Source organism: Pseudomonas sp. SMV71, from assembly GCF_052042015.1.
GTDB lineage: Bacteria > Pseudomonadota > Gammaproteobacteria > Pseudomonadales > Pseudomonadaceae > Aquipseudomonas.
In genome coordinates this window covers 41,389-65,786 of the sequence record NZ_JBKGGU010000026.1, presented here as the reverse complement: position 1 = coordinate 65,786, position 24,398 = coordinate 41,389, and the positions used below count along the sequence as shown (strand labels likewise).

Here is a 24,398-nt window from a genome sequence, read left to right as displayed (position 1 = left end):
ACAAAGTGTTCACACAAACTTGGAGGGCAGTATCAAAGCGTCTTGGCCATCCGACCCGCCATCAATGCCCATCCCAGCAACAATACGCACAGGATGACCAGCGGCCACGAGCGCCATTGCAGGTAGGGCGTCAGGTCGTGCATCGGCACCACTTCGCCATACAGGATGCCGCGCTCGAATTGCGGGATCCGGGCGGTGATCTGGCCGAAGGGGTTGATCAGGCCGGTCACGCCGTTGTTGGTGGCGCGGATCATCCAGCGGCCGGCCTCCAGGGCGCGCATCTGGGCCATCTGCAGGTGTTGCAACGGGCCGATGGAGGTGCCGAACCAGGTGTCGTTGCTGATGGTCAGCAACAGGTCGCTGCGGGCCGAGAGGCCGGCGGCGAACTCCGGGTACACCACTTCGTAGCAGATGAACGGTGCGATCTGGTAGCCCTTGGCTTGCAGCAAGGGTTGGTCCGCCGGGCCGCGGGCGAAGTCCGACATGGGCAGGTCGAAGAAGGCGATCAGCCCGCGCAACAGGTCCTGCAGCGGCACGTACTCGCCGAATGGCACGAGTTTCTGCTTCAGGTAGGTGCCGTCACCTTCACCGGTCACGGTGATGCCATTGAAGTAACGTTTCTCGCGGTGCACCAACTGACGAATCGGTACGCCAGTGATCAGCGCCGAATGCCGCTCGGCCGCGAAGCTGCCCATCATGTCCAGGTAGCCTTGGGCCGATTCCTTGAGCACCGGCACCGCGGTTTCCGGCCAGACCAGCAGGTCGACGCGCTTGGAGGCGAAGCTCATGTCGCGGTACAGCGCCAACTGGGCGTTGAGCTGCTCGGGGTCCCACTTCATGCTTTGTTCGATGTTGCCCTGGATCGCCGCGACGCTCAGTGGATCGCCTGACGGGCTGGTCCAGGCATGGCCCTTGAGCGCCATGCCCGCCAACCAGGGGCCGGCCAGCAGCACCACGCCCGCGGCGATAAAGCCTTTGCGCCCGTGGCGGATCAAGCGGGGCGCGTTGCACAGCAGCGCGGCGGTCAGGGCCAAGGTAAAGGAAATCAGCCACATCCCGCCCAGCGGCGCGAGGCCGGCCAATGGACCGTCGAGCTGGCTGTAGCCGGAATAGAGCCAGGGAAAACCAGTAAGGAACCAGCCGCGGAATGCTTCCTGACCCAACCACAGCGCGGCGAACGCCAGGGCGTCGGCCAGCGGTGCTTCGTTGCGTCGCAGCCAGCGCGCCCACAACCAGGCGGGCAGGGCGAAGAACCAGGCGATGGCGGCAATGAACAGCAGCATCAGCAACCCGGCGAGCAGCACCGAGGCTCCGCCGAAATTGTGGATGCTGACGTAGATCCAACTGGTGCCGGCGCCGAACAGGCCAAAGCCGAAGCACCAGCCACGGCCCAGGGCCTGGCGTGGCGAAAGCTCGCGCAACCCGGCGTAGAACAACCCGACCGCCAGCAGTGCCAGCGGCCAAATGTCGAACGGCGCCAGGGCCAGGGTGGTGATCGCGCCAGCCGCCACGGCCAGCAGGTTACCGGGCCAGCCGGGGCGGGTTATCCAGCGCATTTTCGTCCTTAGCGGGTCTCGCAGGGGTTATCGGGCAATAGGGGACAGGCGCAGCAGGTGGATCCGACGGCTGTCGGCGTTCAGGATGCGAAAGCGCCAGGAGCCGATTTCCGTGGTTTCGTTGCGTTTGGGCAGGTGGCCGAACGCACTCATCACCAGGCCGCCGACGGTGTCGAACTCATCGTCGGAGAATTGGCTGTCGAAGAATTCGTTGAAATTTTCGATCGGCGTCAGCGCCTTGATCAGGAAATCGCCGCTGGGCAGTGGCTTGATGTAGCTGTCTTCCTCGACGTCATGCTCGTCTTCGATGTCGCCGACGATCTGCTCCAGTACGTCTTCGATGGTGACCAGCCCGGCCACGCCGCCGTATTCGTCAATGACGATCGCCATGTGGTTGTGGTTGGCGCGGAATTCGCGCAGCAACACGTTCAGGCGCTTGGACTCGGGCACGAAGGTGGCCGGACGCAGCAGGTCCTTGATGTTGAAGCTGGCGCCGTTCTCCTGAAGGATCAGTGGCAGCAGGTCCTTGGCCAGTAGAACACCCATGACGTCATCATGGCTTTCACCGACCACCGGATAGCGCGAGTGGGCGGCGTCGACCACTGCGGGCAGGAATTCGCGTGGGGTCTGGGTCGCCTTGATGCTGACCATCTGCGAGCGCGGGACCATGATGTCGCGTACTTGCAGGTCAGCCACCTGGATGGCGCCTTCGACGATGGCCAGCGCTTCGCTGTCCAGCAGTTTGTTCTGGTGTGCATCGCGCAGCAGCTCCAGCAGCTCCTGGCGATTTTTCGGCTCATGGGCAAAAGCCTGGGTGAGCTTGCCCAGCCATGACTTCTGCCCGTTGCTCGATCGATCTTCGCTCATAGCGATTACTCTGAATCCTTTGTCGTTACAGGTTGATGTATCAGTGTTCGTCGCCAGCGTAGGGGTCGGGGTGACCCAATTCTGCAAGCAACGTTCGTTCCAGTGCTTCCATTTCCTCGGCTTCGTCATCCTCTATATGGTCGTAGCCCAGAAGATGCAAGCAGCCGTGAATCACCAGATGGGCCCAATGGGCCTCGGAGGCCTTGCCTTGCTCGGCGGCCTCACGCTCCACCACCGGGACACAGATCACCAGGTCACCCAGCAGTGGAATGTCGAGCAGCTCATCGGGGACGTCGGCAGGGAACGACAGCACGTTGGTGGCATAGTCTTTCTGCCGCCAGGTGTGGTTCAGCTCACGGCCTTCCGGTTCGTCCACCAGACGGATCGTCAGTTCCGAATCGGCGCTGCGCTGGCGCAGGGCCAGCTCGCACCACCGGCGGAACAGGGCTTCGCTGGGGGCAGGAAGGTCGCTGGCCCGTTGCAGGTCGAGTTCAAGCATTGTGGCGATTGCCCTTGCCTTCGGTGGCGTCTTCGTCGGCGCGATTCTCGAAACGCTCGTAGGCTTCGACAATGCGTTGCACCAGCGGATGGCGCACCACGTCCTTGGGCATGAAATGCGTGAAGCTGATGCCCGGTACGTCCTTGAGCACCTGGATCACGTGGGTCAGGCCGGATTTGGTGCCGCGCGGCAGGTCGACCTGGGTGATGTCCCCGGTGATGACAGCGGTGGAGCCGAAGCCGATCCGGGTCAGGAACATCTTCATCTGCTCGACCGTGGTGTTCTGGCTTTCGTCGAGGATGATGAAGCTGTTGTTCAGGGTGCGCCCACGCATGTAAGCCAGCGGCGCGACCTCGATGACCTGGCGCTCGATCAGCTTGGCGACGTACTCGAAACCGAGCATTTCGTATAGCGCGTCGTAGAGCGGGCGCAGATACGGGTCGATTTTCTGGGTCAGGTCGCCCGGCAGGAAGCCGAGCTTTTCACCGGCTTCGACCGCCGGACGCACCAGCAGGATGCGTCGCACCTGTTCGCGTTCCAGCGCATCCACCGCGCAGGCCACCGCCAGGTAGGTCTTGCCGGTACCTGCCGGGCCGATGCCGAAGTTGATGTCGTTACCGAGGATCTCCTTCACATAGCGCTGCTGGTTCAGGCCGCGCGGACGGATCATGCCTTTTTTCGTGCGCAGGGCCACGGCAGGTTCCGATGGCGCGTGGTTGTCGAGTTCTTCGAGCGCCGACTCCTGCAGGAACAGGTGCACGGTGTCCGGCGACAGCTCGCTCCCCTTGGTTTCCCGGTAGAGACGGCGCAGCAGGTTTTCCGCGGAGGTGGTGTGTTTGGGTTCGCCGATCAGTTCGAACTGGTTTCCGCGGTTGCGGATCTCGATGGCCAGGCGCTGTTCGATCAAGCGCAGATGCTCGTCGAATTGCCCGCACAGATTGGCGAAGCGGCGAGCCTCGAAGGGCTCCAGAATAAAGCGATGTGGTTCGATAGGTGCGTTCAAGGTCGTTTTTAGCCGCCCAGAGGCAATTGAGGTAAAGCAAGGATAGCGCCAGTAGGCTGGGTGCGAAAGGTCTTAAGCGGACCCAGGCGGATTCCAGGCGACCGACGCGGTCCTTTGTGGGAGCGAGCCTGCTCGCGATAGCGTCGGATCAGTAACATCAATGCTGACTAATACACCGCTATCGCGAGCAGGCTCGCTCCCACAGGTGGCTACGTTGTCACTGGATCAACGAACCCCGCAGGGAGTGCGGTTGCGCGGAGTCGATGTGCACGTCGGCGAACTGGCCGATCAGTGCCGGGGTGTCGCAGCGGAAGTTGACGATGCGGTTGTTTTCGGTCCTTCCCTGCAATTCGCCCGGGTCTTTTTTCGAATAGTCGGTGACCAGGATCCGCTGAACGGTGCCGACCATTTGTCGGCTGATCTCGAAACCCTGTTGGTTCAAGCGATGTTGCAGCGCATTGAGCCGTTCTTTCTTCAATTCTTCCGGGGTGTCGTCCGCCAGGTCGGCAGCCGGGGTGCCGGGGCGTTGGCTGTAGACGAAAGAGTAGGAGAAGTCGAAGCCCACGTCTTCGATCAGCTTCATGGTCTGCTGGAAGTCTTTTTCGGTTTCGCCGGGGAAACCGACGATGAAGTCGGAGCTGATGCAGATTCCCGGCACCGCTGCTCGCAATTTGCGCAGCTTGGATTTGTACTCCAGGGCTGTGTGGTTGCGCTTCATCGCCGCGAGGATCCGGTCGGAGCCCGATTGCACCGGCAGGTGCAGGTGCTTGACCAGTTCCGGGACCTCGGCGTGGGCCTGGATCAGGCTGTCGGAGAACTCCAGCGGGTGGGAGGTGGTGTAGCGGATGCGGTCGATGCCATCCACCGCCGCTACCACGCGGATCAGCTCGGCGAGGTCCGCCAGGCGCCCATCGTGGGTCAGGCCACGATAGCCGTTGACGTTCTGCCCCAGCAGGGTCACTTCGCGCACGCCGTTTTCCGCCAGATGGATGATTTCGGCGATCACATCGTCGAACGGCCGGCTGACTTCTTCGCCGCGGGTATAGGGCACGACGCAGAACGTGCAGTACTTGCTGCAGCCTTCCATCACCGACACATAGGCGCTGGGGCCGTCGATGCGCGGTTCGGGCAGGTGGTCGAATTTTTCGATTTCCGGAAACGACACGTCTACCTGCGGCAGCCGGGTCACGCGGGCTGCGTCGATCATCTCGGGCAGGCGGTGCAGGGTCTGCGGGCCGAAGACCACGTCTACATAGGGGGCGCGATCACGGATGGCGGCGCCTTCCTGGCTGGCCACGCAACCACCGACGGCGATGACCATGTCCGGGTTGGCGAGCTTCAATTCGCGCCAACGGCCGAGCTGGGAGTACACCCGATCCTGGGCGCGTTCGCGGATCGAGCAGGTGTTGAGCAGGATCACGTCCGCGTCTTCGGCGCGGGCGGTGACTTCCAGGGCCTGGTGTTCACCCAGCAGGTCGACCATGCGCGAGCTGTCGTACTCGTTCATCTGGCAACCGTGGGTTTCGATATAAAGCTTCTTGGCCATGGACGGGTCATCACGTGATTCAAAGAACCGCGCATTATAGGGAACAAGTCCCTCGGTTCCTACCGCTGCGCGAGCAGTGGCTATGCTATAGTTCGCGCCCTCTTTTTGACCCGCCGATGTGTTTCGCCAGCCATGACCAAACGTGAAGCTCCAATCTACAAGGTGATTTTCCTCAACCAGGGCCAGGTGTTCGAAATGTACGCCAAGCAGATCTATCAGAGTGATCTGTGGGGCTTCCTGGAAGTGGAAGAATTCGTCTTTGGCGAGCGCACGCAAGTGGTCGTCGACCCGAGCGAGGAAAAGCTCAAGGCGCAATTCGAAGGTGTGGTACGCAGCTTCGTGCCGATGCACTCTATCGTGCGCATCGACGAAGTCGAACGCCTCGGCACGCCGAAAATCAGCGAAGCCCGCGGCGCGGTCGGCAATGTGATGCCGTTTCCGATGCCGATGCCTGAGAAGTAAACTTGTCGATAAGTTGAGCGCAGTCCTTTGTGGCGAGGGAGCTTGCTCCCGCTGGGCTGCGCAGCGGCCCCAGAATTTTGCGGTCGCTGCGCCCGAGGCGTCGGACCGACCGAGCGGGAGCAAGCTCCCTCGCCACAACTGCTCCCAGCCAAGGCCAGGGTGGATTCAGGGCAACGGCGAAAACGGCGTGCGCCCGTCGGCGTTCTGCAATTCCATCAGGTATTTGCGGAAGATCTGCCCCAGCACCTGGGTGGCGACTTCCAGTTCATCGCGAGGCATCTGCTCGGCGACTTCGTCGGCGGTGTCGAGGGCTTCTTCGGCGCCGTTGACCGCTGCCATCTTCAAGACGATGTAGGCCTGGACATTGTTGGCCGGTACGCCTTCGCCATGGAAGAACATGCCGCCCAGCTTGTATTGCGCCTGGGCATGGCCTTGCAGCGAGGCTTTTTCGAAGTAGTCCAGGGCCAGTTTGAGGTCGCGGGGCGCGGCCTTGCCTTCGTAGTAGAACTCGCCCAATTCGTATTGCGCTTGTGTATCACCCGCGTCCGCCGCTTTTTTACAGGCGTCGAGTGCCGGTGCGAGATCTTGTGGCTGGGTGTTGAGCGTGCAACGGCCCAGTGCCGGGATCAACAACGAGTTGCCGCCTGCCTGTGCGTTCGCAAGCAGGGGCTGAAAGAGCAACAGGCAGCCCAAGGCAAGGATGCGGCCGGTGCGGTTCATGGGAATCGACTTACCTCTGAAGGGCGCGCGGACCCTCGGGGGGATCCAATAAGCGCGCATTATGAAATAAGCGGGGCCATCCTTACAAAGTCTTTACTCGTTTTTCTGCTGCGAATGCATGCCAATTGCTGCATCTCGGCTAAATGCGTAGGAAAAGTCACGGAGGTTGTCGGCAATCACTGACGCCGGTGTCAGCCAGCGTCAGTTATCCACAGGCTTATTTCAATGCCGCGAAGGCGCGTTCGGCCGCGTCGAGGGTGATTTTCAGCTCGGCCTCGCCATGGGCGATGGAAGTGAAGCCGGCCTCGAAGGCGCTCGGTGCCAGGTACACGCCGCCTTCGAGCATCAGGTGGAAGAAGCGCTTGAAGCGGTCGGCATCGCTGGCCATCACGTCGTCGAAGGTGACGATGTCATCGGCGCCGCTGAAATACAGGCCGAACATGCCGCCAGCCTGGGTCGTCACGAACGGGATACCAGCCGCGTCGGCACGGATCTGCAGGCCGTCGAGCAGGCGGGTGGTGAAGTCGGTCAGTTCGGCATGGAAGCCCGGACGGCTGATCAGGCGCAGGGTGGTCAGGCCGGCGGCCATCGCCAGCGGGTTGCCCGACAGCGTGCCGGCCTGGTAGACCGGGCCCAGCGGGGCGATGCATTCCATGATGGCGCGCTTGCCGCCGAAGCAGCCGACCGGCATCCCGCCGCCGATGATCTTGCCGAAGGTGCTCAGGTCTGGCGTTACGCCGTAGTGGGCCTGGGCGCCACCGAGGGCCACGCGGAAACCGGTCATCACTTCGTCGAAAATCAGCACCACGCCATGTTGGTCGCACAGGCTGCGCAGGCCTTCGAGAAAGCCCGGCGCCGGCGGTACGCAGTTCATGTTGCCGGCCACCGGCTCGACGATGATACAGGCCACTTCCTGGCCGACCTCGGCGAGCATCTTCTCGACTTCTTCGAGATCGTTGAACGGCAGGGTCAGCGTATGTCTGGCGAACGCCGCCGGCACGCCAGCCGAACTCGGTACGCCCTGGGTCAGCGCACCGGAGCCGGCCTTGACCAGCAGGCTGTCGGAGTGACCGTGGTAGCAACCTTCGAATTTGATGATGCTGTCGCGCCCGGTGTAACCGCGCGCCAGGCGGATCGCGCTCATGGTCGCCTCGGTGCCGGAACTGACCATGCGCACCATTTCCATCGAAGGCACGATCGAGCAGACCAGGTCGGCCATCTCGGTTTCCATGGCGGTCGGGGCGCCGTAGGACAAACCGTGTTGCAGCTGGTTGCGCACCGCTTCGAGTACGTCCGGATGACTGTGACCGAGGATCATCGGGCCCCAGGAACCGACGTAATCCACATAGCGCTTGTTGTCTTCGTCGGTCACGTACGCGCCTTCGGCGTGCTTGAAGAACAGCGGGGTGCCGCCAACGCTCTTGAATGCACGCACGGGCGAGTTCACGCCGCCGGGGATGTGTTTCTGGGCGTTGGCAAACAGGGTTTCGGAACGGGACATGGTTGGGCTCTCGAAAACGGAAATTAGTTGATCTTTAAAAGATCATTGAATGCGCGGGCGCGGCGCGTCACTTCCCCGGTACTTTCGGCGCCGAACAGACCGTGGATCACGGCCAGCAGGTCGACGCCACGGGCCACCAGGGGGGCCGCGTTGTCCAGGGTGATGCCGCCGATGGCGCACACCGGTATAGGCAGTTTGAGGCGGGCCTGGCCCAGCAGTTCAAGGTTTGCGCTGGGCGCGCCGGGCTTGGTATTGGAATTGAAGAAGCGCCCGAAGGCGACGTAGCTCGCGCCTTCACGGGCGGCCTGTTCGGCCAGTTCCAGGCTGGCATGGCACGTGGCGCCAATGACCGCCTGGTGCCCTAGCAAGGCCCGCACCGGCGCCAGCGGGCCATCGGTCTGGCCCAGGTGCACGCCGACGCCCAGGCGCGCGGCCAGTTCGGCGTCATCGTTAATGATCAGATGGGTCTTGTAGCGCTCGCACAGGTTGCGCAGCGCTTCGGCTTCGCGCAGGCGTCGGGCCTCGTCGCTGCTTTTGTCACGGTATTGCAGCAAGGTGACGCCGCCTTCCAGCGCCGCCTCCACATAAGCAAGGAATTTGCCGGCCAGCAGTTGACTGTCGGTGATGGCGTACAAGCCACGTAATTTCATTCCACAGGCCTCCGGTGCTAAGAGCAGAAATCCAGCGGCAGGCGGCGCGGTACGAACTGGCCTTGGCCCAGTCGGTCGGCATCGCGCAAGGTGCGCCAGGTGTAATCCAGTGCTGTCTTGACCGCGCTGGCGAGCTGTTCGCCCTGGGCCAGCCGGCCGGCCAGGGCACTGGCCAGGGTGCAGCCGGAACCGTGGTAGCTACCGGGCAAGCGCTGGCAGGTAAAGGTTTCGCGGCGACCGTCGCGGCTGTACAGGCGATTATGGACTTCATGCTCATCGCCGTGACCGCCGGTGATCAGCAGGTGCTTGACGAAGGGCAGCAGTTTTTCCGCGCAGTCGTCGGCGCTGCCCTCGGGCAGTTCGGCGAGGATCCGCGCCTCGGGCAGGTTCGGGGTGGCGATGATTGCCAGCGGCAGCAAGCGCTCACGCATGGCATAGCCGACTTCATCCTTGCCCAGCCGCCCGCCGCCGCCGGCGCGTAGCACCGGGTCGCAAACCACTGGCAGGTGCGGATGGGCCTGAAGCAGTTCGACCACCGTGTCGACCATCTCCAATGAGCCAAGCATCCCCAGCTTGACCGCCGCAACCGGCGAGTCGTTGAGCACGGCATTGGCTTGCGCCAGCACCCACTCCCGGTCGAGTACGCGGAAATCGCTGACGTTGACCGTGTCTTGCACAGTCAACGCGGTTACCGCAGGGGCGGCATGACAGCCCTGGGCGAGCAGGGCTTCGATATCTGCCTGCAAGCCGGCGCCACCACTGGGGTCGTGGCCGGAGAGACAGAGGACAACGGGGCGAGTGCTGTAGATATTCATGGTGCGCGAGCTTACCACCAAAACCTGTGTCATCGGTGCTCGGACGCTGCGGGTTTTGTACTCAATCGCTTGCTTAGCGGGTTGCCTCTGTGGCGAGGGAGCTTGCTCCCGCTGGGCTGCGAAGCGGCCCTGGTTTTTTGGGAGCGCTGCGCACTCCAGCGGGAGCAAGCTCCCTCGCCACGTTCGTCCGGTTAGATTCCCCACCTGACCAAAGCAACAGCTCTATCTCAATGCTTCGCGCTGAAACGCCCGTTCTAGAGCCTTCTGTGGGAAAAATTTCAATGGTGCAAGTTGGCCATCAACGGCTATGCTAGAGATGGATCCAACCAATAACAGGTAATGCCGGTTTTACGTCTACTCAGGGAATGGGGGGCTTCCTGACTCAACCGGACAGGCCACGCTGGGGCTTAAATGCGCTATTTGCTGATGTTGCTGTTGTGCTTGTCGCCTCTGGCAAGTGCCCTCGAATTCGATGAACTCACCCAAAGCCTGCCTCTAGGCCATGCCCTGCAAGTGCTGGAAGACGCCGACGGCACGGCTACGATTGAAGACGTTGTGGCCCAGGCCGCCGCCGGACGTTTCAAACCCCACGACAAAGCCACCTTGAACGCCGGTTATTCGCGTTCGGTGTTCTGGCTCAAAATCGATCTGCGCTACCGTCCCGGCAACCCGGACGCCCAGCGCACCTGGCTGTTGGAGTTGGCCTACCCGCCGCTGGACCATCTCGATCTGTATCTGCCGGACGCCACAGGGACGTATCGCCTGGTTCGCCAGACCGGTGACGCGTTGCCATTCGCCGCCCGGGAAATTCGCCAGAACAATTACCTGTTCAGCCTGGACTTCAAGCCGAACCAACAGCAGACCGTCTACCTACGCCTGCAGAGCCAGGGTTCGATCCAGGCACCATTGACGCTGTGGTCGAGCACCGCTTATCTCGAACAGCAGCCGTTGCGCCTGTATGTGCTGGGGACCATCTATGGCGTGCTGTTGGGGATGCTGGTCTACAACCTGTTCATCTACCTGAGCGTCAGAGACACCAGTTACCTCTATTACATTGTTTATATCGCCTCGTTCGGCTTGTATCAGTTGTCGGTCAATGGCGCGGCCGTGGAGTATTTCTGGCCGGACAATCCCTGGTGGGCCAACGCCGCGACGCCGTTTTTCATCGGTTGCGCGGGCCTGTTCGGCAGTCAGTTCGCCCGCAGCTTCCTGCAAACGGCGCAGCACAGCCGTTGGCTTGACCGCCTGTTGTTGGCCCTGATCGCTTACAGCGCCACGGTGGTGGGGCTGTCGCTGATGACCAGCTATGCCCTGGCGCTGCGCCTGGCGACGTTGCTGGCGCTGGTGTTCACCGTGGTGATCTTCGCCGCCGGGCTGTTCGCCTGGTGGCGTGGGCTGCGAGTGGCGCGCTACTTCATCATCGCCTGGTCGGCGTTTCTGCTGGGAGGCATCGTCAACACATTGATGGTGCTTGGCTATCTACCCAATGTGTTCCTGACCATGTACGCCAGCCAGATCGGCTCGGCCATCGAAGTGGCGCTGTTGTCCCTGGCCCTGGCCGACCGCATCAATGCCATGCGCGAGCAACAGGCCCAGACCCTGTTCGATGCCGGGCAGAAGCTGGAAGTGCTCAACCAGCAATTGGCCCAGGGCAACAAGCTCAAGGATGAATTCCTCGCCACACTGACCCATGAACTGCGCACGCCGATGAATGGCGTGATCGGTTCCCTGGAATTGATGGAAACGGTCGAAATGGACGAGGAACTGACCCAGTACCAACAGACCGCCGCCGGCTCGGCGCGGGACATGATGCGCATGGTCAACGGCATGCTAACCCTCACCGAGTTGCAGGCCGGCAAGCTCAAGGCCCGGCCGGTACCGTTCAGCCTGCGCGGGGTGATCGATGCCTTGCAAGTGCAGTTCGATGCCAGCGCGGCGGCCAAGGGGCTGGACTTCAAGGTCGACATGGCGTCCGGGCTGGCGGACCGTTTGGTGGGCGACAGCGGCAAGCTGACCCAGTGCCTGGAATGCCTGTTGGACAACGCCATCAAGTTCACCCGGGTCGGAGGTGTGGTGTTGCGGGTCAATGGCAGGATGACCGAGCTGGATCGGTTGGTGCTGTCCTTCGCGGTGGTCGACACCGGCATCGGCTTTACCGACCTCGGGGAGGCGACCTTGTATCAGCGCTTCTTCCAGCTCGACGGTTCGATGACCCGCGAGTACGGCGGGCTCGGCGTCGGGCTGGCGATCTGTCGACAGTTGGTGGAACTGTTGGGCGGGCGCCTGACCCATACCTCCGAACCTGGGCGCGGCAGCCGCTTTCAGCTGGACGTCGACTTTGAAGTGGCCGTGCCCGAGGCCGTCTCTTCATCGCTTTCATTCAGCGCGCACCAGGACTCTCGTCTGCCGCAGGATTGCACGGTGTTGCTGGCGGATGACAACAACATCGATCAGTTGGTCATGCGTGGCATGTTGCTCAAGCTGGGCTACCGAGTGCGCACCGCCGACAGCGGGCTGGCGGCCCTGGATATGCTGCGCGACGAGAGTTTCGATGCAGTGCTGCTCGATTGTCAGTCGCCGCCGTTGGACGGGGCGTCGGTCTGCTGCCAGATCCGTACGCTGGTCGGCTGCGAGGACCTGCCGGTGCTGGTGGTCAGCCCGGACCGCGAGCAAAGCTTTTGCCCTTCGGGTGCGTTGATCGATTTCCTGGCCAAACCGGTGAAATTCGAGGCGCTGCAGGCAGTGCTACAGCGTCGCGTGCTTTGTCCGAAACAGGGTGAAAGCGCCGATATTTAGGCGGATATGACACTTTGTTCGGTCTGAAGGCGGTGCTTAACTGAGTCCCTGCTGGCCGACCGAGGAGCGCCGTCATGAACTTGCATCAGTTCGCCGAAACCCACGCCGTCACCAATCAGCCGCCGTCCCTGGACGGCGTCAACCTGTACCGCATCGACCTGCCATTGCAACAGTGGTCGCAGCGCTTCGGCGCGGGCTGGGCACAGGAGCGGATCGATGCGTATGGGGCATTGGCCGGCGGGCCGCTGATGGAGGCGGGATTCCTGGCCAACCAGAACAAACCGGTGTTTTCCAGCCATGATCGCTATGGGCATCGGATCGACCTGGTGGAATTTCATCCGGCCTACCACCAACTGATGCGCACCGCCGTCGAGCATGGCCTGCCGAGCCTGCCCTGGGCTCATCCGCAACCCGGCGCTCATGTCGCCCGTGCCTCGATGACCTATCTGCACAGCCAGGCCGAAGCCGGCACTGGCTGCCCCCTGACCATGACCTTCGCCAGCGTGCCGGCGCTGCGCTTGCAGCCGGACCTGGCAGAGCGCTGGCTGCCCAAGGTGCTTGCCACTGAGTATGACCCGCGCAATGTCGGCATGACCCACAAGGCCGGGGTCACCCTGGGCATGGCGATGACCGAGAAGCAGGGCGGTACCGACGTGCGGGCCAACACCACCAAGGCCTACCCGGTGGGTGCCAGTGGTCCGGGCCAGGCCTATGAGCTGGTGGGGCACAAATGGTTCTGTTCAGCGCCGATGTGCGATGCTTTCCTCACGCTGGCCCAGACCGACAAGGGCCTGACCTGTTTCCTGCTGCCGCGCCATCGTCCGGACGACAGCCGTAACCAGTTCTATATCCAACGGCTGAAGAACAAGCTGGGTAATTGCTCCAATGCCTCGAGCGAAGTGGAATTTCGTGGCGCGTTGGCCTGGATGATCGGTGAAGAAGGGCGCGGCGTGCCGACCATCATCGAGATGGTCGCCATGACCCGCTTCGATTGCATGGTCGGCTCCAGCGCCCTGATGCGCCAGGCGCTGACCCAGGCCAGCCACCATTGTGCCCATCGCAAGGTCGGCGGCAAGCTGTTGAGCGAACAGCCGCTGATGCAGAACGTCCTGGCCGACCTGGCGCTGGAAAGCGAGGCCGCATTGGCCTTGAGCCTGCGCATGGGCCGGGCGCTGGACCATTTGAATGACGAGCACGAAGCCAGATTCGCCCGGCTGGTGACGGCGGTGGGCAAGTACTGGATCTGCAAGCGCGCCCCGGCCATGATCAACGAAGCGGCGGAATGCATGGGCGGCGCCGGTTACGTCGAAGACAGCATCCTGCCGCGCCTGTACCGCGAGGCGCCGGTCAACTCGACCTGGGAAGGCTCCGGTAACGTGCAATGCCTGGACGTGCTGCGTGCCCTGTCCAAGGAGCCCGGGGTGCTCGAGGTGCTGTTCAGCGAACTAGGCGACGGCCATGGCGATAAACGCCTGGCCGCTCATATCGGCCGGTTGCAGGCGGCGTTCAAGGACACCGATGACATCCAGTACCGCGCCCGGCAACTGACCGAAGACATCGCCGTCGGCTTGCAAGGCAGGCTGCTGCTCGAAGCGGGCAACAGCGACATCAGCGACGCCTTCATCGCCAGCCGCCTCGGCTCGACCGGGCGAGCCTACGGCAGCTTGCCGCGGGGGCTGAATGTCGAAGCCATCGTGACGCGCTCCACGCCGCAAGGTTTCTGAGTCATTCTTGATCAGCGCCAGATTCCTTGTGGGAGTGGGCTTGCTCGCGAAGGCGATGACATTTTCAGCTTCTGCATGACTGACCCACCGCTTTCGCGAGCAAACCCGCTCCCACATGGTCTGGCGGTGTTTGCGGATCCTCTGTCCAATACAAATTCCTGTGGGAGCGAGCCTGCTCGCGATAGCGGTGGGTCAGCTTGCATTGATGTTAAATGTGCCGACGCCATCGTCGGATCGCCGCCCGGAGCAGGCTCGTTCCCGCAGGGGATTTCTGTGGCGTTGGGATGAGCGGCTGCCCAACAGCGCCCATTACGCCACTGTTCCCGTAAGACGACGATGCAGGCAAGATGAAGGCCTGCAAGTCAGAACACAGGAAGCTGATCGTGACCGAAGCGTTTATTGTCGTTCAAACCGCCGAACAAGCCGTGGATCGCCTGGCGGCCCTGCACGAGCGTGCGACCACCGCGCTGAACCAGGCGCTGATGCGTTATCTCAAGGACCGTGTCGAGCCGAGTGCCGAGGAACGGGCGTTGTTTCGCTACCCGGCCCTGCGCCTGACCTATCACTGCCATGGCGAAGTCCCGCAAACCACTCGCGCCTATGCCAAGGTCCAGTTGCCGGGCACTTACTGCGTTACCGTCACCCATCCTGCCGCGTTCCGCAAATACCTGCTGGAACAACTGGTCCCGCTGATGCACGACTTTACGGTCACCGTGGAAGTCGGCGTCAGCGAGCAGAATATCCCGTACCCGTACGTGGTGGAGCAGGGCGATGAGCTGGCCGGCTCCGGCGTGACCGCTGCGGTGCTGGCGCGGGTGTTCCCCAGCACTGACCTGTCGGCCGCCACCGATGGCATCGCCGACGGCCTGTACGACTGGGAAAATACCGACCCGCTGCCCCTGGCGCTGTTCGACGCCGCTCGCGTGGACTTTTCGCTGAGGCGCCTGGTGCATTACACCGGCAGCGACTGGCGCCATGTGCAGCCGTGGATCCTGCTGACCAACTATCACCGCTACGTCGACCAATTCATCGTCCATGGCCTGGAGCAACTGCGCAGCGATCCGCGTTTCGTGCGCATGGTCCTGCCGGGCAACGTGATCATCGACAAGAACATGGACCACGGCGAAGCGTCGGCCATCGCCGCCGGCGTGGTCTGGCACCGTTACCAGATGCCGGCCTATCACCTGCAGGCCAGCGATGGTCATGGCGTGACCCTGGTGAACATCGGCGTCGGTCCGTCCAACGCCAAGAACATCACCGATCACCTGGCGGTGCTGCGCCCGCATTGCTGGCTGATGATCGGTCACTGCGGCGGGCTGCGGCAGTCCCAGACCATTGGCGACTACGTGCTGGCACACGCCTACATGCGTCGCGATGGCATCCTTGACCGGGTGGTGCCGCCGAACATTCCGATCCCGGCCCTGGCCGAGGTGCAGCTGGCGTTGCAACAGGCCGCGGCGAACATCACCGGCGAGAAGGGCGATGAGCTGAAAAAACGCCTGCGCACAGGCACCGTGCTGACCTACGACGATCGTAACTGGGAACTGCGCTGGGCCCAGGAGCGGCCGTTGATCAACCTGTCCCGTGCCGTGGCGGTGGACATGGAAAGCGGCACCATCGCCGCCCAGGGCTATCGCCTGCGGGTGCCGTACGGCACGTTGTTGTGCGTGTCGGACAAACCGTTGCACAGCGAAATCAAACTGCCGGGCTCGGCCAACGCGTTTTATGAGCGTGCGGTCAACCAGCACCTGAAGATCGGTATCGAGGCGCTGGATCTGCTGCGCACCGAACTCACTTCGTTGCACTCACGCAAACTGCGCAGCTTCGACGAGCCGCCGTTCCGCTGATGCCCTGTTGACGGGCAGTGGTTATTTAACGGTCGGGCCACTAGCATGGTCGGCCCTGACCGTTAGATGTTGTAATCGCCATGCCCCGTCCTCCACGTCCCGCTTCACGCCGTCCTGGCGCCAGGCCCCAAGCCAGCGCCCCGCGTCGGGTGGCCAAGGCTCCACCGGCCGAGCCCAGGCTGATTCTGTTCAACAAACCTTTCGATGTGCTGACGCAGTTCAGCGACGGGGAAGGGCGGGCGACGCTCAAGGATTACATCGACGTGCCCGGTATCTATCCGGCTGGACGATTGGATCGTGACAGTGAAGGGTTGCTGTTGCTCACCAACGACGGGCAACTGCAGGCGCGTATCGCCGATCCCAGACACAAACTGGCCAAGACCTATTGGGTACAAGTGGAAGGCGATCCGAGTGCCGAGCAGTTGCAGCGCCTGCGCGATGGGGTGGAGTTGAACGACGGCATGACCTTGCCCGCCGAGGCCCGCCCATTGGATGAGCCGCAACTGTGGCCGCGCAATCCGCCGGTACGTTTTCGTAAAAGTGTTCCAACGAGCTGGCTGGAACTGGTGATTCGTGAAGGGCGCAATCGCCAGGTGCGGCGCATGACCGCTGCGGTGGGGTTACCGACGCTGCGACTGGTGCGGGTCAGAATCGGCGACTGGACCCTCGAAGGGCTGGACCAGGGCCAGTGGAAGGAAGTACCGGCGCGCTTATAACGCCCCGGATTCGATCAGGCCGATCACCACGCTCTTGATGATGAAGGCGGCCACGCCCAGGCCCAGTACGAAAAACAGGATGAACGAGCCGAAGCGCCCGGCCTTGGATTTCTTCGCCAAATCCCAGACGATGAAGCCCATGAAAATGATCAGGATGCTGACCAGGCCGGTCATCATCCACTCTTCGAAAACAGCAGGATCCATCGGGATACTCCGGCGTGGCGGGGTTGAAAGGCCGGGCGATTATACGGCATGGGGGATGAGCGAGGGATTGGCCTGCGGCGGTGTGTCGCAGCTGTTCATCGCCTTGTGACCATGTTGTTTTTTGACCTGCCTGGACCCTGTGGGAGTCGAGCTTGCTCGCGATGGCGGCATGTCAGTCAACAAAGGTGTGACTGTGCCACCGCTATCGCGAGCAAGCTCGGCTCCCACAAAGGGCTTGGCGGCTTCAGTTGCGCAGGTGAGTCAACGGCAGTTCCGTGCTGCTGAGCACCTGGTTGAGCACAAAGCTGGAGCGCACGCTGGTGACGCCGTCGATCCGGGTCAGGTGTCCCAACAGCAATTTCTGGTAGTGGTCCATGTCGGGCACCACGACCTTGAGTTGATAGTCGGCATCCATGCCGGTCACCAGGCTGCATTCCAGCACCTGCGGCAGGTTGCGGATCGCCGCTTCGAAGTTCTCGAAACGCTCGGGGGTGTGGCGGTCCATGCCGATCAGCACGTAGGCGGTCAGGCTCAGGCCGAGCATCTTGCGATCGAGCAGGGCGACCTGGCGGGTGATGTAGCCGTCGTCCTCCAACTGCTTGACCCGACGCGAGCAGGGAGAAGGCGACAAGCCGATGCGTTCGGCCAGTTCCTGATTGGAGATGCGTGCGTCGCGCTGCAATTCCGCCAGAATGCTCAGGTCGTAACGGTCGAGTTTGCTCATCGGTCGGGCCTTTATCTTGATAATTGCGACAGATTATCTATCCGGGGTTAAAAATTGCGCAAGTGATGTTTATTTACGCAATCTTCGCAATCATCTGTCGGCGCGCCAGGCCTATTCTTATCACCAAGATCACTGCTCGGACAAACAGTCCAGTGCAGCCCGCCCAATCAGGCCGGCTGCGGTCGCGGCACCTACAGGTAGCTGGCGCCCCCCGAGCTGCACACTGTCCAGAAGACGGCGTGAGGTGAGCCGACGTCAAAAGCGTCGCGCACGGACGAAGTTCTCAAGGGGAGGCCGACGGGTCTCCCTTTTTTAATGCCTGCGAAATAAACCCAACGGCTGATAATCTGTCGCCGAACCGGCCTGGGCTTTCTCCAGTCTTATCATCAGGCCCTGAACCGTCGTGAGGAATAACATGAAGTCGCGCATCTGGCGTTTGGCAGGTGTTGGTCTGTTGTGGGCAAGTGTCAGTGCGCAGGGATTGGCCGATGATCAGCAGAACCGTGGTGGTCCTGACGGTGGGCGCGATCACGATGGGCGAGGCGGCAACGGCCAGGGGTATTCAGGCCAGCCTCGGCCCCAGAGCAACGAGATCATTCGGGGCGACAATAGTCGCCAGTTCGAACCCGGTGCCCAGCGTCAGGGCGGGCAAAACTACTATCGGCCGCCTCACGACCCTAACGGCGAGGGGCGGCCGCCGCAGCAACCGGGCAATAATCTACCGATCCAGGGACGTCCCGACAGCGTGACCCAGACCCGGGAACCGCAACCGGGTTATTACCGCGATATTCCGCGCCGCAACGACGGCTATCCCAACGGTGGGCCGCGTCCTGGACCGGGCCATGACAACCGCCCTGACCCGCATTGGGCGGGACAGCCGGACGGCCATGGCAACGGTTGGGGGCCTGGGCCGCAATATCGTCCGGGGTATGTGATCGATCGCTTCCCGGATCGCAATTACCGCGTGCCCTATCGCGGGCAGGACTATTTCTATTCGGGCGGCTACTGGTATCGCCCACAGGGTCCGCGCTATGTCGTGGTCCAGCCGCCACGGGGTATTCGCACCCGCTACCTGCCCGACTACGCCCGGGAAGTGTGGATCGGCAGCTCGCTGTTTTTCCTCGCCGCCGGGGCCTATTACATCTATGAAGCCAACACCCAGGATTACGTGGTGGTCGATGCGCCCGTTGCCAACCCGCAGCCGCAACCCCAGGGCAACAGCTACGATGTGGTGGCGTATCCGGCCAACGGCCAGTCACCCGAGCAGGTCAATCAGGATGGCTACGATTGCTATCGCTGGGCCGTGCAACAGAGCGGCTTCGACCCGCGCAACTACACCTACCCGCCGGCGCCGGAGGTGGTGCAGACCTATCGGCAGGCCCAGGGCAGTTGCTTGAGTAGCCGGGGGTATCAGGTGAGTTACTGAGCGCAATGCGGTCCCTTGTAGTGAGAACGCGTTCCCCTGTGGCGAGGGAGCTTGCTCCCGCTGGGACGGTCCGACGCCTCGGGCGAAGCGGCCCAAGGATCTTGCGGTCGCTGCGCAACCGAGCGGGAGCAAGCTCCCTCGCCACAGGGTGGTGGTCAGGAATCAGGTGCGGGTGTTTTTCACTACCTCCGAAGGATCGGCATGCACCAGCACTTCGGCCTTCGGATAGGCGCGGTGGATGGCATCGGCGGCCTGGTCGCTGATGCCGTGGGCCACTGACAGGGTCAGCTCGCCGGGCAGTTCAAGGTGCAATTGCACGAACCAATGGTTGCCGGAGATCCGCGTGCGCAAGTCATGGGCACCGAGCACGCCGGGTACGCCGCAGGCCAGTTCCAGCATGTGCTGGCTGACGTCGGGCGGCAGTTCCTCATCCATCAACACCGCGAAGCTTTCCCGGGCGATCTGCACCGCGCTCCAGAGAATGTACGCGGCGATCCCCAGGCCGAACCAGGCGTCGAGCTGGTACCAGCCGAAGCCGGCCAGCACCAGGGCCACCAGGATGCTGCCGTTGAGCAACAGGTCGGAGCGATAGTGCAGCGAATCGGCGCGCACGGCGTTGGAGCCGGTGGCGCGGACGACTTTATGTTGCAGCGCCAGCAACGCCAGGGTCAGCGCCAGGGAAAAAACGATCACGCCGACGCTCAGCCACGGCGCGTCCACCGGCACTGGGTGTTGCAAACGCTCGAAGGCCTGCAAGGCGATCAACACCGCACTGCCGCCGATGAACAGCGCCTGGGCCATGCCCGCCAGGGACTCGGCCTTGCCATGGCCGTAGCGATGGTCATCGTCGGCGGGGCGCAGCGCGTAATGCACCGCCAGCAGATTGAGCAGCGAAGTGACGCCATCCAATGCCGAGTCGGTCAGGCCGGCGAGCATGCTCACCGAACCGCTCAACCACCAGGCCAGCGCCTTGGCGACAATCAGGATCAGCGCCACGCCCACCGACGCCCGGGTCGCCAGGCGCAATAGACGAGCGTGTTCGGTGCTGGTGGTCATGGCGCGGTCGTTCCTTCAGTGGCGCCCATCACGCGGCAGGCTTGAGCCCGAGCGCGGCCAGTTGCTGCGCGCTGCCCTTGTGCTGGATCAGCCGTGGATCATCCAGCGGGAAGCTGCGGCCCAGTTCGCTTTCCAGGATCGCCTGCAGCTTGTGGTTGTCGACACTGCCGTCGGCGTTGATCGCCGGCTTGAGTTTCTCCGGGGCAATCTGGGCGGTCCTGCCTGGTTCGAAGTAGATGGCGCCAGTGGCGAAGTCCACCGCGAAGGCGATCAAGCCGGGGATGATGTAGAACAGCAGGCCGACGGCGTCGAGGGCGGCAATCGCCGGGTCGATCTTGCCATCGATCTGGCCGCGACGGTCGGGGTAGAAGATCGAACCGCAGGCGGTGACCTGGGTCAGCAGGGTGGCGACCAGGACGCCGCCAATCACGCGAAAGGGCATACGCATAACAATCTCCTGAGCAGGTAGGGGGCATTGCTGGTTTGAGTCCAGACCACGCCAAACAGTTCGCCGTTATACTCGGCCCTCTGTTCTGGAGCCAGCATGATTTCTTTGCCGATTGATGAAGTTTTACCCGCCTTGCGTCAAGCCCTGGCGTCGCGCCACGAAGCCGTGCTCGAAGCGCCGCCCGGCGCCGGTAAAACCACCCGCGTGCCCCTGGCCCTGTTGCACGAGCCCTGGCTCGCCGGGCAGACCATCCTGATGCTCGAACCCCGGCGCCTGGCGGCTCGGGCGGCGGCCGAGCGACTGGCCAGTGAGTTGGGGGAAAAAGTCGGTGAAACCGTCGGCTACCGGATCCGCCTCGACAGCAAGGTCGGCCCGAACACCCGCATCGAAGTGGTCACCGAAGGCATCCTCACCCGCCGCTTGCAGGACGACCCGGCGCTGGAAGGCGTGGGCCTGCTGATTTTCGATGAGTTTCACGAGCGCAGCCTCGACGCCGACCTGGCGCTGGCCCTGAGTCTCAACGGCCGGGAACTGTTTCGCGAGGACCAGCCGCTGAAGATCCTGCTGATGTCCGCCACTCTGGAAGGCGAGCGCCTGGCCGGGCTGTTGGACGACGCGCCGATCCTGCGCAGTGAAGGGCGGATGTATCCGGTCAGCGTCCGCTGGGGCCGTCCGTTCCAGCCCGGTGAGTTCATCGAGCCGCGACTGGTGCAGACAGTGCTGCAAGCGCTGCACGATGAAGACGGCAGTGTGCTGGTGTTCCTGCCGGGGCAGGCAGAGATCCGTCGCGTCCATCAGCAACTGGCCGACGCGTTAGGCGAGAACACCGATGTGCTGCTCTGTCCGTTGCACGGCGAATTGGACCTGGCAGCCCAACGCGCGGCCATCGATCCGGCGCCCTCCGGTAAACGCAAAGTGGTGCTGGCGACCAACATCGCCGAAACCAGCCTGACCATCAACGGCGTGCGGGTGGTGGTCGACGCTGGCTTGGCCCGGGTGCCGCGTTTCGATCCGGGCAGCGGCATGACCCGGCTCGACACCCAGCGTATCTCCCGGGCCAGCGCCACCCAGCGCGCCGGTCGCGCCGGGCGTCTGGAGCCGGGGGTGTGCTACCGGTTGTGGTCCGAAGACCAGCACGAACAACTGGCCGCTTATGGCAGTGCGGAAATCCTCTCGGCGGACCTGGCCGGCCTGGCGTTGCAACTGGGACGTTGGGGCGTGAGCCCGCAGCAATTGGTCTGGCTCGACATTCCTCCGGCCGCCGCGTATGCCCAGGCCCAAGACCTGCTGCAGCGCCTGGGCGCGCTGGACGGTGCGCAACTGACTCGCCACGGCCAGGCCATGGCCGAGTTGCCCGCTCATCCACGAATCGCCCATTTACTGCTGCGCGGCCAGGCGCTGGGCCTCGCGGACATGGCCTGCAACGTTGCGGCGCTGTTGGGCGAACGTGACATTCTGCGCGGTGCCGGGGCGGATCTGCACAGTCGCCTGGCCTTGTTGTCGGGCGAAGAACGGGCCGCGCGCGGGGCACAGGGTGGCGTTCAGCGGGCGCGGCAGTTGGCCCGGCAATATCGCGGCTACTTGCGCGGCAAGGCCGAGCAAGCGGTGGCCGATCCCGATCATCCGCGCTGGCTTGGCGCGCTGTTGGCACTGGCCTACCCGGACCGCGTTGCCCAGCAGCGCCGACCGGGCGGGGCGGAATATCGCCTGGCCAACGGTCGCGCCGCGCTGTTCGCCGAGGCTGACAGCCTGATGAAACAAGCGTGGCTGGTGGTCGCCGACCTGGGCAGTCGCCAGGGCCAGCGCGAGGAGCGGATCTACCTGGCAAGCGATTTCGACCCGGCGCTGTTCGACTCGGTGTTGGCCGAGCAGGTGCGCACCGTGGATCAATTGGATTGGGACGAACGCGAAGGCGTGTTGAGGGCCGAGCGCCAGCGCAAGGTCGGCGAACTGGTGCTCAGTCGCGAGCCACTGACCGGCCTTGATGAAGCCGCCCGCAGCCAGGCCTTGGTGAACCTGGTGCGCCGCAAGGGCCTGGAACTGCTGCCGTGGACCCCGGAGCTGCGCCAATGGCAGGCGCGAGTGGCGCTGTTGCGCCGCCTGGACCTGGACGCCAAAGGCGAGAGCGAATGGCCGGACGTCAGCGACACGGCGCTATTGGGCAGCCTCGAACATTGGTTGATGCCCTACCTGGGACGGGTGTCGCGCCTCAGTCACTTCGCCAACCTGGATCTTTCCAGCATCGTCCACAACCTGCTGCCCTGGCCGTTGCCGCAGCGCCTGGACGAACTGGCTCCCCACCATCTGAGCGTGCCGTCGGGTTCGTCGATCCGCCTGGACTACAGCGAGCATCCACCGATTCTGGCGGTGCGCTTGCAGGAACTGTTCGGCCTGGCCGACACCCCGCGCATCGCCGGCGGCCGCCAGATCGTCAAGCTGCACCTGCTATCCCCGGCGCGCCGCCCGGTGCAGGTGACCCAGGACCTGGCGAACTTCTGGCGCAGCACCTACGCCGAGGTGAAGAAGGATTTGAAAGGACGGTATCCCAAGCATTACTGGCCGGATGATCCGTTGGTGGCCGAGGCCACGGCGCGGGCGAAGCCGCGTAAGTGAGCTGATTGCGCAATTGAACACAGATTCTGTGGGAGCGAGCTTGCTCGCGATTGCGGTGTGTCAGTTACATCATTGCTGGCTGACCTGACGCTATCGTGAGCAGGCTCGCTCCCACAAGGGATTCGGCGGTGATTCTCAGATCACGGCGCAGCCGGCAACAAGAACCGCGCAATGACCGGCAGATGATCGGAGATCCGCAGGGTATCGTCCTGCCGCACCTGGGCTTCGACCCGTTTGATCCGTGGACTGTAGAACAGGTAGTCGACAGTGCGGTCGGGGCCGTTGAGGCCGGGGTCGTTCGGGTAGTGGGTCAGCCAGTGCTCGCGGTCGATGCCGCTGGCCTCGTTGTTGGTGGGGATCATCGGGTATTTGTCCCACAGCAGGTGCAGCGGGCTGTCGGCGGAGTAGGGCGTGCGCTGTTCGACGGGCAGGCGCCGGTACTGGCCCAGGGGCAGCAAGTTGAAGTCACCGCCGATCAGCCACGGCGTGCCGGCGGATTCGAGTTTGTCCAGCGCCTTGGCCACGGCGCTGACTTGTGCGGGCAGGGTTTCATCCGCCTTGGCGGCCCGTTCCAGGTGGGTGTTGAGCACCGCCAGTTGGCCGCCGTCATTCAGCGGCAGGTAACTCACCAGCAAGGCGTCCTTGGGTTGGAACTGACGGCTGATGAAATTGGCGTCGGCCACCGGCAGCTGGACCCGTTCGGCGCGGTCGATGCGGTAGCGGCTCAAGGTCGCCAATTGCCGACCGACGCTGCCGAAGATGTGCGGGGAGGGTATGAAATCGGCCTTCCAGTCGAAGGCGCTGGTGCTGCACGGGTAGAGATCGGCCAGGCGTTCCTGCAGCAACTTGAGCTGGTTCTGGTAGTCACTGGCCTTGGCGCCGTTGTCCAGTTCCTGGAGCAGGACAACGTCCGGTTGTTCGTCGCGAATGACCCGCGCCACTTCATCGAGGCTGAAGGCCATGTCTTCCAGGGTCGGGCTTTCGTCGTCGCCCTGAGCCAGGTCATGCCAGAACACATAGCGCTTGCCGGCCAGGAACTGCACGTTCCAGGTCATCACTTTCAGAGCCTGGCCGGGCATCAGCGGCGCTGCGTTGGCCGCGCAACTGACCGGCATCGCTTCCCGGGGCTGCGGACGCCAGGCCAGGGCGTAGATCGACAGGGCGGCCAGGCTGACGATCGACAGCAGGCCCAGCAGGATGTAGCGCAATAGACGGGTCATGGCTC

At 63.2% G+C, this 24,398-nt stretch carries 21 protein-coding genes; 7 read left to right on the top strand and 14 right to left on the bottom strand.

Features of this window, described 5'->3' with window-relative positions:
- Nucleotides 1-32: 32 nt before the first annotated feature.
- The 5 genes from lnt to miaB all read right to left on the bottom strand — a co-directional run bounded on the left by lnt (nt 33) and on the right by miaB (nt 5,471).
- Nucleotides 33-1,556 (bottom strand): apolipoprotein N-acyltransferase, encoded by a 1,524-nt coding sequence (lnt, locus tag ACLEJQ_RS22855; RefSeq protein ID WP_440798706.1) that lies wholly within the window; start codon nt 1,554-1,556, stop codon nt 33-35.
- Between the two features lie 27 nt (nt 1,557-1,583).
- Nucleotides 1,584-2,423: an HlyC/CorC family transporter gene (locus tag ACLEJQ_RS22850; protein ID WP_440798704.1), complete on the bottom strand. Its 840-nt coding sequence runs from the start codon at nt 2,421-2,423 to the stop codon at nt 1,584-1,586.
- 40 nt (nt 2,424-2,463) lie between these two features.
- Nucleotides 2,464-2,922 (bottom strand): rRNA maturation RNase YbeY, encoded by a 459-nt coding sequence (ybeY, locus tag ACLEJQ_RS22845; RefSeq protein ID WP_440798702.1) that lies wholly within the window; start codon nt 2,920-2,922, stop codon nt 2,464-2,466.
- Complete coding sequence (locus ACLEJQ_RS22840; protein ID WP_440798700.1) at nt 2,915-3,925, bottom strand: PhoH family protein; 1,011 nt, start codon at nt 3,923-3,925, stop codon at nt 2,915-2,917. Before ACLEJQ_RS22840 ends, ybeY begins: the two co-directional genes overlap by 8 nt.
- Before the next feature lie 217 nt (nt 3,926-4,142).
- Complete coding sequence (gene miaB / locus ACLEJQ_RS22835) at nt 4,143-5,471, bottom strand: tRNA (N6-isopentenyl adenosine(37)-C2)-methylthiotransferase MiaB (protein WP_440798699.1); 1,329 nt, start codon at nt 5,469-5,471, stop codon at nt 4,143-4,145.
- A gap of 132 nt (nt 5,472-5,603) precedes the next feature.
- Between miaB and ACLEJQ_RS22830 the strand changes: the two genes are divergently transcribed.
- A complete protein-coding gene (locus ACLEJQ_RS22830) occupies nt 5,604-5,933 on the top strand; it encodes a DUF1820 family protein (protein WP_003185742.1) in 330 nt (109 codons plus the stop codon).
- A gap of 165 nt (nt 5,934-6,098) precedes the next feature.
- On the opposite strand, the gene ACLEJQ_RS22825 is transcribed toward ACLEJQ_RS22830, so the two are convergent.
- The 4 genes from ACLEJQ_RS22825 to ACLEJQ_RS22810 all read right to left on the bottom strand — a co-directional run bounded on the left by ACLEJQ_RS22825 (nt 6,099) and on the right by ACLEJQ_RS22810 (nt 9,619).
- Nucleotides 6,099-6,653: a tetratricopeptide repeat protein gene (locus tag ACLEJQ_RS22825; protein ID WP_440798696.1), complete on the bottom strand. Its 555-nt coding sequence runs from the start codon at nt 6,651-6,653 to the stop codon at nt 6,099-6,101.
- Between the two features lie 217 nt (nt 6,654-6,870).
- Nucleotides 6,871-8,154 (bottom strand): glutamate-1-semialdehyde 2,1-aminomutase, encoded by a 1,284-nt coding sequence (hemL, locus tag ACLEJQ_RS22820; protein WP_440798694.1) that lies wholly within the window; start codon nt 8,152-8,154, stop codon nt 6,871-6,873.
- Nucleotides 8,155-8,177: 23 nt separating this feature from the next.
- The gene (thiE, locus tag ACLEJQ_RS22815; protein ID WP_440798692.1) at nt 8,178-8,804 is read right to left on the bottom strand and encodes a thiamine phosphate synthase; all 627 of its coding nucleotides are present in this window, start codon (nt 8,802-8,804) and stop codon (nt 8,178-8,180) included.
- Between the two features lie 17 nt (nt 8,805-8,821).
- On the bottom strand, nt 8,822-9,619 hold the full coding sequence (locus ACLEJQ_RS22810) for a hydroxymethylpyrimidine/phosphomethylpyrimidine kinase (RefSeq protein WP_440798729.1): 798 nt from the start codon (nt 9,617-9,619) through the stop codon (nt 8,822-8,824).
- Between the two features lie 411 nt (nt 9,620-10,030).
- Here ACLEJQ_RS22810 and ACLEJQ_RS22805 point away from each other — a divergent pair, with 411 nt between their 5' ends.
- The 4 genes from ACLEJQ_RS22805 (at nt 10,031) to ACLEJQ_RS22790 (ending at nt 16,702) form a co-directional block, all read left to right on the top strand.
- Nucleotides 10,031-12,415, top strand: a complete 2,385-nt coding sequence (locus ACLEJQ_RS22805) for a hybrid sensor histidine kinase/response regulator (RefSeq protein ID WP_440798691.1) — start codon at nt 10,031-10,033, stop codon at nt 12,413-12,415.
- A gap of 74 nt (nt 12,416-12,489) precedes the next feature.
- Complete coding sequence (locus ACLEJQ_RS22800) at nt 12,490-14,139, top strand: acyl-CoA dehydrogenase family protein (RefSeq protein ID WP_440798689.1); 1,650 nt, start codon at nt 12,490-12,492, stop codon at nt 14,137-14,139.
- A 347-nt stretch (nt 14,140-14,486) separates the two neighbouring features.
- The gene (gene amn, locus ACLEJQ_RS22795; protein ID WP_440798687.1) at nt 14,487-15,986 is read left to right on the top strand and encodes an AMP nucleosidase; all 1,500 of its coding nucleotides are present in this window, start codon (nt 14,487-14,489) and stop codon (nt 15,984-15,986) included.
- A gap of 149 nt (nt 15,987-16,135) precedes the next feature.
- Nucleotides 16,136-16,702, top strand: coding sequence for a pseudouridine synthase (locus tag ACLEJQ_RS22790; RefSeq protein ID WP_440798727.1), 567 nt, complete (start codon nt 16,136-16,138; stop codon nt 16,700-16,702).
- Here the strand turns inward: ACLEJQ_RS22790 and ACLEJQ_RS22785 are convergent.
- Entirely contained in the window at nt 16,697-16,906 is a 210-nt protein-coding gene (locus ACLEJQ_RS22785; protein ID WP_003228500.1) for a DUF2788 domain-containing protein, read from the bottom strand. The two genes, ACLEJQ_RS22790 and ACLEJQ_RS22785, sit on opposite strands and share 6 nt — an antisense overlap.
- A 244-nt stretch (nt 16,907-17,150) precedes the next feature.
- Nucleotides 17,151-17,630, bottom strand: coding sequence for an Lrp/AsnC family transcriptional regulator (locus ACLEJQ_RS22780; RefSeq protein WP_144929880.1), 480 nt, complete (start codon nt 17,628-17,630; stop codon nt 17,151-17,153).
- A 415-nt stretch (nt 17,631-18,045) separates the two neighbouring features.
- On the opposite strand from ACLEJQ_RS22780, the gene ACLEJQ_RS22775 reads away from it, so the two are divergent.
- Complete coding sequence (locus tag ACLEJQ_RS22775; RefSeq protein ID WP_440798684.1) at nt 18,046-19,056, top strand: DUF6515 family protein; 1,011 nt, start codon at nt 18,046-18,048, stop codon at nt 19,054-19,056.
- Between the two features lie 162 nt (nt 19,057-19,218).
- Here ACLEJQ_RS22775 and ACLEJQ_RS22770 read toward each other — a convergent pair whose 3' ends face one another.
- Nucleotides 19,219-20,112, bottom strand: a complete 894-nt coding sequence (locus ACLEJQ_RS22770) for a cation diffusion facilitator family transporter (RefSeq protein WP_440798682.1) — start codon at nt 20,110-20,112, stop codon at nt 19,219-19,221.
- A gap of 28 nt (nt 20,113-20,140) precedes the next feature.
- Complete coding sequence (locus ACLEJQ_RS22765) at nt 20,141-20,560, bottom strand: polyribonucleotide nucleotidyltransferase (RefSeq protein WP_440798680.1); 420 nt, start codon at nt 20,558-20,560, stop codon at nt 20,141-20,143.
- Between the two features lie 96 nt (nt 20,561-20,656).
- Between ACLEJQ_RS22765 and hrpB the strand changes: the two genes are divergently transcribed.
- A complete protein-coding gene (gene hrpB / locus ACLEJQ_RS22760; RefSeq protein ID WP_440798678.1) occupies nt 20,657-23,173 on the top strand; it encodes an ATP-dependent helicase HrpB in 2,517 nt (838 codons plus the stop codon).
- Between the two features lie 140 nt (nt 23,174-23,313).
- Here the strand turns inward: hrpB and ACLEJQ_RS22755 are convergent, their stop codons facing one another.
- A complete protein-coding gene (locus ACLEJQ_RS22755) occupies nt 23,314-24,393 on the bottom strand; it encodes an endonuclease/exonuclease/phosphatase family protein (protein ID WP_440798676.1) in 1,080 nt (359 codons plus the stop codon).
- Nucleotides 24,394-24,398 lie beyond the last annotated feature (5 nt).

What these genes read in the sequence shown, in the direction of transcription:
- lnt (WP_440798706.1), bottom strand. Translation starts at nt 1,556, where the DNA reads ATGCGCTGGATAACCCGCCCCGGCTGGCCCGGTAACCTGCTGGCCGTG.
- ACLEJQ_RS22850 (WP_440798704.1), bottom strand. Translation starts at nt 2,423, where the DNA reads ATGAGCGAAGATCGATCGAGCAACGGGCAGAAGTCATGGCTGGGCAAG.
- ybeY (WP_440798702.1), bottom strand. Translation starts at nt 2,922, where the DNA reads ATGCTTGAACTCGACCTGCAACGGGCCAGCGACCTTCCTGCCCCCAGC.
- miaB (WP_440798699.1), bottom strand. Translation starts at nt 5,471, where the DNA reads ATGGCCAAGAAGCTTTATATCGAAACCCACGGTTGCCAGATGAACGAG.
- ACLEJQ_RS22830 (WP_003185742.1), top strand. Translation starts at nt 5,604, where the DNA reads ATGACCAAACGTGAAGCTCCAATCTACAAGGTGATTTTCCTCAACCAG.
- ACLEJQ_RS22825 (WP_440798696.1), bottom strand. Translation starts at nt 6,653, where the DNA reads ATGAACCGCACCGGCCGCATCCTTGCCTTGGGCTGCCTGTTGCTCTTT.
- hemL (WP_440798694.1), bottom strand. Translation starts at nt 8,154, where the DNA reads ATGTCCCGTTCCGAAACCCTGTTTGCCAACGCCCAGAAACACATCCCC.
- thiE (WP_440798692.1), bottom strand. Translation starts at nt 8,804, where the DNA reads ATGAAATTACGTGGCTTGTACGCCATCACCGACAGTCAACTGCTGGCC.
- ACLEJQ_RS22810 (WP_440798729.1), bottom strand. Translation starts at nt 9,619, where the DNA reads ATGAATATCTACAGCACTCGCCCCGTTGTCCTCTGTCTCTCCGGCCAC.
- ACLEJQ_RS22805 (WP_440798691.1), top strand. Translation starts at nt 10,031, where the DNA reads ATGCGCTATTTGCTGATGTTGCTGTTGTGCTTGTCGCCTCTGGCAAGT.
- ACLEJQ_RS22800 (WP_440798689.1), top strand. Translation starts at nt 12,490, where the DNA reads ATGAACTTGCATCAGTTCGCCGAAACCCACGCCGTCACCAATCAGCCG.
- amn (WP_440798687.1), top strand. Translation starts at nt 14,487, where the DNA reads ATGAAGGCCTGCAAGTCAGAACACAGGAAGCTGATCGTGACCGAAGCG.
- ACLEJQ_RS22785 (WP_003228500.1), bottom strand. Translation starts at nt 16,906, where the DNA reads ATGGATCCTGCTGTTTTCGAAGAGTGGATGATGACCGGCCTGGTCAGC.
- ACLEJQ_RS22780 (WP_144929880.1), bottom strand. Translation starts at nt 17,630, where the DNA reads ATGAGCAAACTCGACCGTTACGACCTGAGCATTCTGGCGGAATTGCAG.
- ACLEJQ_RS22775 (WP_440798684.1), top strand. Translation starts at nt 18,046, where the DNA reads ATGAAGTCGCGCATCTGGCGTTTGGCAGGTGTTGGTCTGTTGTGGGCA.
- ACLEJQ_RS22770 (WP_440798682.1), bottom strand. Translation starts at nt 20,112, where the DNA reads ATGACCACCAGCACCGAACACGCTCGTCTATTGCGCCTGGCGACCCGG.
- ACLEJQ_RS22765 (WP_440798680.1), bottom strand. Translation starts at nt 20,560, where the DNA reads ATGCGTATGCCCTTTCGCGTGATTGGCGGCGTCCTGGTCGCCACCCTG.
- hrpB (WP_440798678.1), top strand. Translation starts at nt 20,657, where the DNA reads ATGATTTCTTTGCCGATTGATGAAGTTTTACCCGCCTTGCGTCAAGCC.
- ACLEJQ_RS22755 (WP_440798676.1), bottom strand. Translation starts at nt 24,393, where the DNA reads ATGACCCGTCTATTGCGCTACATCCTGCTGGGCCTGCTGTCGATCGTC.